The following is a 13357-nucleotide window of genomic DNA, read 5'->3' on the forward strand; positions in this document are numbered from 1 at the left end:
TTTCATTGACTCGAAAGAGAATGACATTTTTTAGAGAGCGTTATGTTTAGATTTTTGTTTTTGTTATTTATTTTAGTGCCGATTGTGGAGATCGCGTTACTCATCCAAGTGAGTGAAGTGATCGGCGGCTTTGCCACCATAGCGCTTGTAATTGTGACCGCGATTGTCGGTGCGAAATTAGTGAAGCAGCAAGGTATGGGCGCGATTCAAAACGTGCAATTGCAAATGGCACAAGGGCAAATGCCTGCAAAAGAATTATTTACTGGATTATGTGTCATTATCGCCGGTGTTTTATTAATGACACCAGGCATCATGACTGACTTTTTTGGCTTTTTACTACTCACGCCAGCAATCCGCAACAAACTGGCTGCAGGCCTTGCTAGTCAAGCAACCGTGCGCATGAGTTCGCAGGCAAATCAAGGCTCTGCACACTTCCAATACCATAGTAAAACAACCACTCATGAAGAGCCAAACCATCAACCTACAACTATTGATGGTGAATTTGAGCGAAAAGATTAAAATTTTTTAATTTTTGTACTTGGATTTTTTTAAGCCACCCCCATTAATGAATGCAATGAAACGCAACGGGTGGCTTAGCACTCCCCTGCAATAACACAAGATTTTTTCTGTACTGTTCAGAAACTGTTAGGAGAACTAAATAAATGAACATTCGTCCTTTACATGATCGCGTCATCGTTAAGCGTCTAGAAGAAGAAACTAAGTCTGCTGGCGGTATTGTATTAACTGGCTCTGCAGCTGAAAAATCAACTCGCGGAGAAGTTATCGCTGTTGGTAATGGCCGTGTTTTAGACAACGGTGAAGTAAGAGCATTAGAAGTTAAAGCCGGTGACACTGTGCTGTTCGGCTCTTATGTTGAGAAAGCTGAAAAGATCGAAGGTCAAGAGTACCTGATCATGCGTGAAGATAACATTCTAGGCATTGTAAGCTAATCCTACTTTTCGTTTAGCAACCCGTTTACAGAATTTAAGAGGAATTTAATCATGGCAGCAAAAGAAGTACTTTTTGCAGGTGACGCACGTGGCAAAATGCTAACTGGCGTAAACATTTTAGCAAACGCAGTAAAAGTAACTTTAGGTCCTAAAGGCCGTAACGTTGTATTAGACAAATCATTCGGCGCTCCAGTGATCACTAAAGATGGTGTATCTGTAGCAAAAGAGATCGAGCTTGAAGACAAGTTCGAAAACATGGGCGCACAAATGGTTAAAGAAGTAGCGTCTAAAGCGAATGACGCTGCAGGTGACGGTACAACAACTGCAACAGTATTAGCGCAAGCTATCGTAAACGAAGGCTTAAAAGCAGTTGCAGCGGGTATGAACCCAATGGACCTTAAGCGCGGTATCGACAAAGCAGTTACTGCAGCAGTTGAAGAGCTTAAAGCACTTTCTGTTCCATGTGCAGACACTAAAGCAATTGCACAAGTAGGTACTATTTCTGCTAACTCTGATAAAGAAATCGGTGACATCATTGCTGAAGCAATGGAAAAAGTAGGCCGTGATTCAGGCGTTATCACTGTTGAAGAAGGTCAGTCGTTAGAAAACGAACTAGACGTAGTTGAAGGTATGCAGTTTGACCGCGGTTACCTTTCTCCATACTTCATCAACAACGCTGAAAAAGGCGCTGTAGAGCTAGACAACCCATTCATTCTACTTGTAGACAAAAAAGTATCTAACATCCGTGAGCTACTACCTACATTAGAAGCTGTTGCAAAAGCTAGCAAGCCACTACTTATCATTGCTGAAGACCTTGAAGGTGAAGCACTTGCAACTCTTGTTGTGAACAACATGCGCGGCATCGTTAAAGTATCTGCGGTTAAAGCTCCTGGTTTTGGCGACCGTCGTAAAGCAATGCTACAAGACATCGCAGTGTTAACAGGTGGTACTGTTATTTCTGAAGAAATCGGTTTAGAGCTAGAGAAAGCGACAATCGAAGACCTAGGTACTGCGAAGCGCGTTGTGATCACTAAAGATGATACAACAATCATCGACGGTGCAGGCGAAGAAGACGGCATCAATGGTCGTGTTGCACAAATCAAAGCACAAATCGAAGAAGCGACGTCTGACTACGATAAAGAGAAACTACAAGAGCGTATGGCTAAACTAGCTGGCGGTGTTGCAGTAATCAAAGTTGGCGCAGCAACTGAAATCGAAATGAAAGAGAAGAAAGACCGCGTTGAAGATGCACTACACGCAACTCGCGCAGCGGTTGAAGAAGGTGTTGTACCAGGTGGTGGTGTTGCACTAGTTCGCGTAGCAAGCAAACTTGTTGAACTTGCTGGCGACAACGAAGACCAAAGCCACGGTATCAAAGTAGCACTACGTGCGATGGAAGCACCACTTCGTCAAATCGTAACTAACGCAGGTGACGAAGCATCTGTTGTTGTTAACTCAGTAAAAGGCGGTGAAGGTAACTACGGTTACAACGCAGCATCAGGCGAGTACAACGACATGATCGAAATGGGTATCTTAGACCCAACTAAAGTAACGCGTTCGGCACTACAGTACGCAGCTTCAATCGCGGGTCTTATGATCACAACTGAAGCTATGGTTGCTGAAATCCCGAAAGAAGATGCACCAGCTGCTCCAGATATGGGCGGCATGGGCGGCATGGGTGGTATGGGCGGCATGATGTAATCATCCCCAAGCACTTCGCTTAAAAAACCCAGCTCCGGCTGGGTTTTTTGCTTTCATTTACTTACTCTTTAAATAAACAAAGAACTTCTAACTAGACAAGTCATTTGAACCTTCGGTAAATAGTAGTTTTCATAATCCTACTTAATTTTATATTTTACATACTTGTACCTAAGTATATACTGGTGCGATTATAACTCGAATGCACCAAATACGTTCAGGATAACAATGGGTTCAGCTTTATCAAACGCCACCGAAATAGCTTGCGACAGCGATCAAAGTAATATTCATACTTTTATAAAAAATAGTACTGACCTCTTTCACTCTCGTGTAGAAAAACAACTAGGTGCTGTCTTGTTCGATAAAAATATGACCCAACAATCGTATTTAAAAATTTTAATCGCAATGCATAGTAGCTATTCTATTATGGAGGGTGCTATATCAACCTTTAGTACCACAAAACAACTGCTTGTTGGCCGCAGTAAGCTGAGCTGGTTAAATCAAGATATTGCTTACTTACAAGCATCTCAAGACGCCCCATCTGTTAATTTTTATAAACACGATGATCTAAAAAATATCTGCAATGTGTCCCATGCATTCGGAATGATGTATGTAATGGAGGGAGCCACCATGGGTGGAGGTCACATTTATAAAGCACTTAAAAAGCATAAATGGATAAATGAGCTTGAAGGGATCCATTTTTTTTATAGTTATGGTGAGCTTAGGGAGCAAAAGTGGGCTGAGTATATCCACGCACTAAAACAGTATCATAACCAATACCCAAACTCGACAGATGACATTTTATTAGGGGCAAATGAGGCATTTAGCTTAATCTCTCAAGCACTTGGAGATATAAATTGAGCAATACATTTAAAGTCTCATTAGACAATTGTCATAAAGAACCCATTCATATTCCAGGCTCCATCCAACCGCATGGGTTTTTGCTAGTTGTTGATCCTGAAACACTCAAAATATGTTATTTCAGCGAAAATATTTTATCGCTTTTAGATACACAAAAAGATCGCTTAGTAGGCTCACATATAACTAATTTCTTTGAAGCAAATACATCTAATATCATAGAGAAAAATAAAGCTGAAAAAGACTTTCATGCTATCAACCCACTCAAGATTGAGCTAAAAGGGAAGTCGTCTGAGACCTCTATTAAAGGCGCTATTTCTCGTAACGATAAATATTTACTCATTGAACTTGAGTTTGATACAAAGAAAGAGCACTCAAGTATTGACCCGATGAATTACTTGATGAAGCAATCTCTTCACCTAATAGCTGACAAAAAAGAGCTAAGCTCATCATTCGAAACGGCAGTAGAAGAAGTCCGTAGCTTAACCGGTTTTGATCGCGTTATGCTCTATCAGTTTGACCATGAATATAATGGCCAAGTCGTAGCAGAAGCCAAAAAAGATGAGTTAAACTCATTTCTACACCAACACTTTCCTGAGTCAGATATTCCAAAGCAAGCACGCGCTTTATATTTGCGTAATCCTATAAGGTTACTTGCAGATGTTGATGCTGAAGTATCACCAATCTACCCACATGACGAGCCGGTAGATTTAAGCACATGTATAATCAGAAGTGTATCCCCCATTCATTGTCAATATTTACGCAATATGGGTGTTAAAGCATCAATGTCTATCAGTATTATTATTGCTGGTAAATTATGGGGCTTAATTGCTTGTCACCACTATACAAGCCATGTCGTCCCATTTGAAGCACGACAAGTTGCACAATATATGGGATTGATGCTCTCATATATTATATCCCTTAAAACACAATCAATCGAAGCAATTCAAGAAGCTAAAGCCACCGCCATCAGTGCAGAAATAGCAGAGCATATGTCTGAAGAAGTCTTTTTTATTGATGGCTTACGTAAACAAGTTCCAGCTTTACTCAGCATGCTAAGTGCTGATGGTGTTGCATGGCGGCTAGAAAAAGATATTGAAAGCTTTGGCGATGTACCCGCAAATGATGATATTTACTATTTATTTGAATGGTTAAAAAGCAACCACTTAGAAGATGAGCTTCTATATCATAACCATCATTTATCTAATGAGAATGCTGAATTTAATAAGTTTGCTAATATTGCTAGCGGCGTGCTAGCTATGCCTGTTTCTACTAATGAAAACCTATTTATTATGTGGTTTCGTAAAGAGGTGATTGAAACAAAAAATTGGGGAGGAAAACCTGAAAAGATAATCGAATTCCTTGACGACGGTAGTCATCGCCTTATGCCTCGTAGTTCTTTTCGTTTATGGCAAGAAAATGTACGTAATAAATGCTCACCTTGGAAGGCAAACGAAATATCTTGCGCTATAAAGTTTCGCAATCACCTAGTTAATCATGTTATCGAAAAATCTGAGCGCCTTAAAAAGTTAAATGACTTACTAGAAACTAAAGTTAATGAGCGAACCGCCGCTTTAAAGTCGGAAATACTCACTCGACAACAGGCTGAACTAGACCTTGAAATCGCACTTAGAAAATCTGAAGAGTCTAACAAAGAGTTAGAACGTTTTGCTTTTGTTGCGTCTCATGATTTACAGGAGCCCTTACGAAAAATACAGATGTTCGGCGATCGCCTACAAAACTCTAAAGAACTAATTGGGGAAAGAAACGCTTCTTATATCTCACGTATGATGGACTCTGCTGAAAGAATGCAAAAACTTATCAAAGGAGTATTGAGCTTTTCTAGAATCAATCGAAAAGGCGAAGAGTTTCGTAGCTTTTCAGCACAAGATGTTTTTGATGATATTCTTGATGACCTTGAGCTAATTATAGCTGATAAGTCAGCGATGTTTCATATAGAAGATATCGGTGAAATCTATGGTGATAAACGACAAATCCAGCGTTTATTTCAAAACTTAATTCTTAATGCGCTTAAATTTAGTCACCCACATCAACCACCCATTATAGGGATTAAGTCAGTTGAGCGAACAGACGAGCATATTGTTATCGCTGTCATTGATAATGGAATAGGTTTTAATAACGAGTTTAAAGACAGAATCTTTAACCTTTTTGAACGGGTTCACTCTAAACAAGCATACGAAGGAACAGGGTTAGGCTTGGCTATTTGTAAGAAAATAGTAGAACGGCACCATGGAACAATTACAGCAGAAGCAAATATCAATGAAGGCTCTCAGTTTTACGTTAACTTACCACTAAGAGACATAAAACTAAGTCAGCTTTAGTTGTTACCGCTACGATTGTGGCGGTAACAGTCTACTAATATGCTCTTTAAGTTGTCTAATTTCATTTTCAATAGACTGGAAACGCTGACTTTGAATCTGTGAATCTTGATCTGTTATAGAGCTTATTTTTGCTTTTACACGCCAGATTTCTAGGATATCACTTCCCTGAATTGAATATGTTTTGTATTCAGGGTTATCACTCTTAAATAAGTAACTGATAGGGTCTGTGTCATGGCTAAAGAGACGTTTAGCTACAATGCCATCTTTAGTGACAACAACACACACTGAACCATTCTCTAACTGCTTAATATCCTTGATTTGCTCAGTGATCAGCGTTTCTCTAGGGCGGATAGTTGGCATCATGCTATCGCCTTCAACTTCGAATAGACGATAATTACCATTTTCAAACCCTGGGATTTTATAAACATCCAGAGTTTTAATATAGCCTTCATCACTACACTGTTCTATATATCCAGCGTGAGCTTCTTCATTAACAAGCGGGATAAATGAAGTCTCTAAGGCTTTTTGATAACTCTGAAAGTTCGATTCATCGTACCCCTCAATACCTAAAATAAGCCAGTTACAATCGACATTAAACACTTGGCTGATTTTAGTGATAGTACTGAGAGACAAGGTCGACTTGCCAGCCTCCAACTGTGATAAAGCCCCCTGTGTTATACCTATTTTATCGGCAAATTCTTGTTGAGAAAGGTTCAAATTTTCGCGTAGAGCTGTCACTCTGTTCGTACTAGTATGATTTAATGGCATTAGGTTATTAATAAACTTATGTTTGTATTATGGGTATAAGCAAGTTAATATAACACTTGCTTAACTAAAGTATATACTACTCAAGTAACTAATTATTTAATTTGTTGTTTTTATTAAAAAGTATCTACATGGAATAGATGAGCCACATTTGATGAAATCAGGAGCTGCCAATGTTTAACGACAAATTATTTACCAAAAAATTACGCTCTGTGAGCTATATTTTAGTTGCGGATGATGATCTCGATGATCAAGAGCTTATCCGAGATGCCCTTGTTGAAAACAATGTCGATGAAAATAAAATTCAATTTGTTGATGACGGCATGCAATTACTTGAGTCGCTCGATAAAAACAAAATTTTACCTAGCCTTATTCTGTTAGATCTAAACATGCCACGAAAGGGTGGAAAAGAAGCGCTAGTTGAACTAAAAAAATCGGAGCTTTACCGCCATATCCCCATCATTATTTTTACAACTTCTGATTCAGAAATTGACATTAAGCAATGTTATAGTTTAGGTACGAACGCCTTTATGACCAAGCCTTCTAGCTATTATGATTTAGTTGATTCAATGAAAATGCTCACTCAATACTGGCTTGTTCAAGCTAGGATAGTGTTAGACTAAGGCGAAACATTTCGCCTTACAGACCCTAATTAGTGCTACTTGCCAACTCTTTTATCAACCTCCTTACAACGATAAATAAATCACTCGGTAACATGCCTCTTTCGCCACCACGTTCAGCGGCAATATCACCGGCTTTTGCATGTAAGGTTACGCCTAAGCAAGCTGCTTGCTGAGGAGTAAGCCCCTGTGCGATCAATGCCGTTATAATACCTGTTAATACATCGCCACTGCCACCAACCGCAAGTGCAGGGTTACCGTCGGTACACACCCATGTTTGGTTATTCTCAGCAATTAAACTACCAGCGCCTTTGAGTACACAAGTAGTGGTATAGCTACGTGCGAGCTGCTTTACCGCATGAAAGCGATTTTCTTCAATATCGCTAGTGCGACAATTAAGTAACCTTGCTGCCTCACCAGGGTGTGGTGTGATAACGGTATTAGCTAATGGAAATGACGAAGCATGCTGAGCCATTAAATTAAGTGCATCAGCATCAATAACCAGTGGCTTGTTATTAGTAAAGCAATACTGCATTACTGCTTCAAAGGTTGTTTCTGACCAAGTGTCTTGACCAAGCCCTGGTCCAATAGCAACACAGGTTGCCCACTCTAGGGCGCTAATCAGATTTGTATCTGTCACCATCAGTTCTGGCCGGCCAATACTCACAGGTAAAATAGAGCTACTATGGGTATACACTTTGACCATACCCGCACCGGTGCGAAGCGCTGCCTCTGCAGTTAGACGAATAGCGCCTGCAGTACCGGCATTACCACCAACACACAGTAATTTACCATGGCTGGTTTTATGGCTGTTGTTATCGCGCTCAGGAAGCCTAGCTTGGTTTAGATAATTGATAATCTTAGCCGTGGGTAATGTCTGTTTTAAAAAGGCATCTTCAATACCTAAATCATTAAACTCTAGTGTCCCTGCATGTGCTCGACCTTGCCCTGTCACTAAACCTTGTTTAATCCCCACAAAAGTCACTGTAAGCGCGGCTTTTATTGCAACTCCTTGTACGACACCTGTGTCTGCATGAATGCCTGAGGGTAGGTCAATAGCAACTATCGGCACTTGGCTCTCGTTAGCAGCTTTAATCAGCTGTGAAAAAGGCTCGCGCACTTTGCTTTGGATGCCAGTACCAAGCAGGCCATCAATAATGATATCTGCACGCTCAATAGCACTGGCATCAGCGGTTATTTCCCCTCCTGCGTCGAGCCAAGCTTGCTGAGCACTGAGTGCATCACCTTTAAGAGGTTTATCAGATATTGCTGCAATAACCGTAACCTGTTTGCCCGCTTGTTTAGCTAAGCGAGCAACAACATAACCATCACCGGCATTGTTACCAACGCCCGCTAACACAACGAATGTATTTGCTTTAGGAAAATAGCTGATAGCTTGCTGATAAGTAGCCAGCCCTGCTCGCTCCATAAGCTCATACAAGGTAACGCCAGAGCGCTTAGCTGCTACTCCTTCATGGTCACGAACTTGCTCTGCTAAAAATACTGACTGCGAGAGAACAACTGACATATCTATCCTTAAATTGGCCTTTTAATCAGCATATAAGTACAGATGAGTGCAGTCAATGAGGCATAAAAAAACGGCGCGTAACTTACATTACGCGCCGTATCTTTAAAGCTATAGTGACTTACTCAGTGTCTGGTAAGTTGCGACCGTAGAAGATTTCTTGCATCTCGCGGGTCAGCTTAGAGTAGATGGCTTCTTCTTCTTCTTCCGAAAGATCTGCTGTAGAAACACCGAATAGGTAAGTATTCAAGTCAGTTTCTTTTAACATCATCTTAGTGTGGAATAAGTTCTCTTGATACACGTTCACGTCCATCATTTGGTACGCTTCTTTGGTATCTTCAGTCATGTAGTTCTGAATTGAGTTAATCGCGTGATCGATATAGTGTTTTACACCATCTACGTCACGAGTAAAACCACGTACGCGGTAGTCAATTGTTACAACATCAGACTCAAGGCTGTGAATTAAGAAGTTTAACGCTTTTAATGGCGAAATAATGCCACATGTTGATACTTCGATATCAGCACGGAACGTACAAATACCATCATCAGGGTGTGCTTCTGGGTAAGTGTGAACACAGATGTGACTCTTGTCTAAGTGCGCTACCACTGTTTCAGGAAGAGGGCCCGGCGCTTCATCAACGTCATACGTTGTTTGTTGCTCAATTGGCTCTTCAGAGATCAAGATTGTCACGCTGGCACCTTGCGGATCATAATCTTGGCGAGAAACATTTAGAATGTTTGCGCCAATAATATCCACAACTTCACCTAAAATATCGGTAAGGCGATCAGCACTGTACTGTTCGTCGATATATTCAATATATTCTTTACGCTGTTGTTCCGTCTTTGCGTAACAAATATCGTAAATACTAAAACTTAAGCTTTTAGTTAAGTTATTAAAGCCATGAAGCTTAATTTTATCGAAGGGTTTATTCATGCTAAACCAACCTTAAAACGAGTGAAACCTGCACCAGCAGAAATAAAAGTTCGCGGATTTTATACGAATTTCCTGCTCGGAAAAAGCGTTATTTTACCTGTTCTTGCACAACTTCATGACTATGCGTAATTTCTACTGTCTTATCAAGCATTAAGGCTACAGAACAATACTTTTCAGCAGATAATTGTACCGCTCTTGCAAGGTGCTTTTCAGAGACATTATCACCGGTAACCACAAAGTGTAGATTAATCTTGGTAAACACGCGAGGTGCTGACTCAGCACGCTCTGCAGATAGCTTAACTTGCACATCAGAAAATGACTGTTTTGCTTTTTTTAAAATACTAACAACATCAACAGATGAACAACAACCCGCTGACATTAAAACCATTTCCATTGGGCTTGGCGCAGCGCTATCGCTACCTGCATCAAAAACTACATTGTGACCTGAATTTGAAAGGCCAATAAACGTATCGCCTTCTACCCATTTTACATTCGCTTGCATGTGCTTTATCTCTTAAAGTTATTTTGCTTGATTGTAAGCAAGTCACACACAGATGCAAGGGATAAGAGGTGAGCTTTAAAGGAAAGCGAGTTGCTAACTTTGAGCTGCTCGCTTAAAGACTAGAAATTGTGTTGTGCTTTATAAATTAGGCACTTTCGACAACAGCACTATCGAATAAGTTTTTCACTAATCCAGCAAACTCATCAATAAACGCGTGTTGTTCAACGGTTACTGTGTGATTTGTAACGCTGCTTAGCACTTCTTGTAAGTCATATACGATACCGTCGACTTCGCGAACAATTTGGCTGCGTTGTTCAGTATTAAGCTCTGTGTGTTGCTCGCAAAGTAACATGACATTTTCTGCTATCACGTCTTCAATCAGCTCTAACACTGTTGGAGCTCCTGGTTTAATTTGACCCGGCTTCTCAAAAAGCGCTAAATTTTGAGTGAGATACATGACAAGATCATCATACCCTTGCCTATCTAAAACCATACGACTGCACACCTAATAAAAAACTATCTCTTTAGATTTAAGCAGAAAGCGCTTTTAATTGCTACCTTTGCCAAGCATCTCATACAAAAAAAGCAGCCGAAGCTGCTTTTTATAATGATTTACGATTATTAATCGATTTTTAAGCCTGGGCTTAATGTCGCTGGCATTGCTACTTTTTCAAGCTCTACCGAAGCGACTGGGTATGCACAATAGTCAGCAGCATAATATGCGCTTGCTCTGTGGTTACCTGATGCACCAATACCACCAAATGGTGCTGCACTTGATGCACCTGTGATAGGACGGTTCCAGTTTACGATACCTGCGCGAATACGACGAAGGAAATGGTCGTAATCTGCTGCGCTGTCGCTTAATAAACCAGCTGATAAACCAAAGCTTGTGTCATTCGCTTTATCAATAGCGGCATCAAAATCAGTGAAGCGGAATACTTTAAGCAATGGTCCAAAGTGCTCTTCGTCTGGGAAGTTAGCGACATTTGTACACTCTAAAATACCCGGTGTTACAAAGCCGGTATTTTCTTTGTGCGTTAGCTCAACTAACACTTCAGCGCCAAGCTCAACAAGTTGCTGTTGTGCTGTGACCATACCAGCTGCTGCCGCTGAAGAAATCATTGACCCGATGAAAGGTTGATCTTCTGCGTCGTAGTCACCGACTTTAATAGCTTTAGTTGCTTTAATAAGACCCGCTAAGATGGCATCACCTTGCTCGCCTGCAGGTAAGAATAACTTACGCGCACACGTACAACGTTGACCTGTAGAGATAAACGCTGATTGAATAATATCGTGGATAGCCGCTTTAGTGTCAGCAACATCAGTAACGATAAGCGGGTTATTACCACCCATTTCTAAGGCTAAGATTTTACCCGGTTGACCAGCAAACTGTTCATGTAAAATATGACCAGTGCGCGAAGAGCCTGTAAAGAATAAACCGTCGATCCCTTTATGAGATGCAAGCGCTTTACCCGTTTCTACTTCACCTTGCACAAGGTTGATAACACCTGCAGGCAGACCCGCTTTTTGCCATAACTTTAACGTTAACTCAGCAACTGCTGGCGTTAGCTCAGACGGTTTAAATACCACGGTATTGCCTGCTAATAGTGCAGGTACAATGTGACCATTTGGTAAGTGACCAGGGAAGTTATAAGGGCCAAACACAGCTACAACACCATGAGGCTTGTGGCGGATCATCGCGCGACCTTGTGGCATTGGGTTTTCAACATCGCCTGTACGCTCTAAAAATGCTTTTTCAGAGATAGCAATTTTACCCACCATCGCACCTGCTTCAGTGCGTGTTTCCCAAAGTGGTTTACCTGTTTCTTGTGCGATAGCAATCGCTAATTCTTCGCTGTGCTCTTTCAGTGTTTCTGCGAATGTTTTTACAATCGCTAAACGCTCTGCAAATGTTTTATCAGCCCAGCTGTAAAACGCTTCACGTGCAGCAGCGACTGCGCCGTCTACTTGTTCGGCTGTAGCAGTGTTTGCTTGCCAGATTACATCGTTATTTGCTGGGTTTACAGATTGAAAAGTATGACCAAGGCCTGCTTGCCATTGACCATTAATAAATTGCGCTGCATGAGTCATTAATATGTCTCCTGAATTCTATAGTTCTGCAAGTGATACTGAATCACCCGCTTCTAAGTGAAGTGCTTTTGCTAATTCACTTGAGATTGTGATGCTATCGGCATCGCATGATAGGCTAACTTGAGTCACGGTTGCTCTAAAATCAGCAATTTTATCATTTGCTAACAATACCGTGGTGTCGCCTTGGCTTTCACCAATTTCAACTTTAACTGTGTGGGCATTTCTGACTGTAGCAATGTTATCTACTTTTGCTTCAACAGTTGGGCCTGCATCAAAAATGTCTACATAACCATTAAAGGTAAAACCTTCGCTCTTTAATAGTTCAATCGCAGGGCGTGTGTTGTCATGTACTTGACCAATCACAGCTTGTGCATCTTTGCTCAGTAAGTTGACGTAAATTGGGTATTTAGGCATTAACTCAGCAATAAATACTTTCTGGCCAATACCCGTTAAGTAATCTGCCGTTGGAAAGTCCATTGAGAAAAAGTGCTCTTCTAGCCATTGCCAGAATGGGCTTTCGCCGCTTTCGTCTGACACACCTCGCATTTCAGCAATGACGGTGTCAGCAAAACGTTCTCTATGTTGATTAATAAACATAAAACGCGCTTTTGAAAGCAATTTACCGTTATTGTTTTTACGGTAGCCATCTTTTAAGAATAATGTACACAGCTCAGTTGCACCGGTGTAATCATTACACAGAGTTAAAATATCAACGGCTTTATACACGTCTAGCGTACGAGAAGAGTGAATTACTTTGCTTAAATGATAATGATAAAAAGCATCATCTAAACCAACAGCGGCTTCAATACCCGAAGTCCCTACAACTTCACCCGTTTCGCTATCTTCAAGAACAAACAAGTAACCTTCATCACCTGGCTGCTGTGCTGCTTTTGCAAATGAGCTGACAGAATGATCAATTTTCTTTTGTAATAACTCTTCATTATTAGGCAAAGACGTAAAGCCATGGCCTGACTCAACAGCAATCTTTACTAACGCTTGGTAATCGCTTTGCTGGATTGGGCGAAGGATCATCATAAGTCCGCTTGCTCCCTTATAAATAACGGTAAATTAA

General features: G+C 40.8%; 13 protein-coding genes. 6 read left to right on the forward strand and 7 right to left on the reverse strand.

Features of this window, described 5'->3' with window-relative positions:
• Window positions 1-42 precede the first annotated feature (42 nt).
• The 5 genes from MTF66_RS30680 (at window position 43) to MTF66_RS30700 (ending at window position 5848) form a co-directional block, all read left to right on the forward strand.
• Window positions 43-519, forward strand: a complete 477-nt coding sequence (locus tag MTF66_RS30680; protein WP_054552425.1) for an FxsA family protein — start codon at window positions 43-45, stop codon at window positions 517-519.
• A 143-nt stretch (window positions 520-662) separates the two neighbouring features.
• A complete protein-coding gene (locus MTF66_RS30685) occupies window positions 663-950 on the forward strand; it encodes a co-chaperone GroES (RefSeq protein ID WP_248529525.1) in 288 nt (95 codons plus the stop codon).
• Window positions 951-1001: 51 nt separating this feature from the next.
• On the forward strand, window positions 1002-2651 hold the full coding sequence (groL, locus tag MTF66_RS30690; protein WP_058583976.1) for a chaperonin GroEL: 1650 nt from the start codon (window positions 1002-1004) through the stop codon (window positions 2649-2651).
• 225 nt (window positions 2652-2876) lie between these two features.
• The gene (locus MTF66_RS30695; protein WP_248529526.1) at window positions 2877-3509 is read left to right on the forward strand and encodes a biliverdin-producing heme oxygenase; all 633 of its coding nucleotides are present in this window, start codon (window positions 2877-2879) and stop codon (window positions 3507-3509) included.
• On the forward strand, window positions 3506-5848 hold the full coding sequence (locus tag MTF66_RS30700; RefSeq protein ID WP_248529527.1) for an ATP-binding protein: 2343 nt from the start codon (window positions 3506-3508) through the stop codon (window positions 5846-5848). The genes MTF66_RS30695 and MTF66_RS30700 overlap by 4 nt, the downstream gene beginning before the upstream one ends.
• 9 nt (window positions 5849-5857) lie before the next feature.
• Here the strand turns inward: MTF66_RS30700 and MTF66_RS30705 are convergent, their stop codons facing one another.
• Window positions 5858-6586, reverse strand: coding sequence for a LexA family transcriptional regulator (locus MTF66_RS30705; RefSeq protein WP_248529528.1), 729 nt, complete (start codon window positions 6584-6586; stop codon window positions 5858-5860).
• 200 nt (window positions 6587-6786) lie between these two features.
• Between MTF66_RS30705 and MTF66_RS30710 the strand changes: the two genes are divergently transcribed.
• Window positions 6787-7236, forward strand: coding sequence for a response regulator (locus MTF66_RS30710; protein WP_130167205.1), 450 nt, complete (start codon window positions 6787-6789; stop codon window positions 7234-7236).
• A gap of 25 nt (window positions 7237-7261) precedes the next feature.
• Here MTF66_RS30710 and MTF66_RS30715 read toward each other — a convergent pair whose 3' ends face one another.
• The 6 genes from MTF66_RS30715 to astA all read right to left on the reverse strand — a co-directional run bounded on the left by MTF66_RS30715 (window position 7262) and on the right by astA (window position 13320).
• Window positions 7262-8761, reverse strand: coding sequence for an NAD(P)H-hydrate dehydratase (locus MTF66_RS30715; protein ID WP_248529529.1), 1500 nt, complete (start codon window positions 8759-8761; stop codon window positions 7262-7264).
• A gap of 118 nt (window positions 8762-8879) precedes the next feature.
• Window positions 8880-9692, reverse strand: a complete 813-nt coding sequence (gene speD / locus MTF66_RS30720) for an adenosylmethionine decarboxylase (protein WP_054563482.1) — start codon at window positions 9690-9692, stop codon at window positions 8880-8882.
• Window positions 9693-9780: 88 nt separating this feature from the next.
• A complete protein-coding gene (locus MTF66_RS30725) occupies window positions 9781-10194 on the reverse strand; it encodes an OsmC family protein (protein WP_055020887.1) in 414 nt (137 codons plus the stop codon).
• Between the two features lie 145 nt (window positions 10195-10339).
• Window positions 10340-10687 (reverse strand): DUF3802 family protein, encoded by a 348-nt coding sequence (locus MTF66_RS30730; RefSeq protein WP_054563480.1) that lies wholly within the window; start codon window positions 10685-10687, stop codon window positions 10340-10342.
• Between the two features lie 128 nt (window positions 10688-10815).
• On the reverse strand, window positions 10816-12285 hold the full coding sequence (gene astD / locus MTF66_RS30735; protein WP_248529530.1) for a succinylglutamate-semialdehyde dehydrogenase: 1470 nt from the start codon (window positions 12283-12285) through the stop codon (window positions 10816-10818).
• A gap of 18 nt (window positions 12286-12303) precedes the next feature.
• Entirely contained in the window at window positions 12304-13320 is a 1017-nt protein-coding gene (gene astA, locus MTF66_RS30740) for an arginine N-succinyltransferase (protein ID WP_055198948.1), read from the reverse strand.
• Between the last annotated feature and the right edge of the window lie 37 nt (window positions 13321-13357).

It is taken from the genome of Pseudoalteromonas sp. 2CM39R (assembly GCF_023161845.1).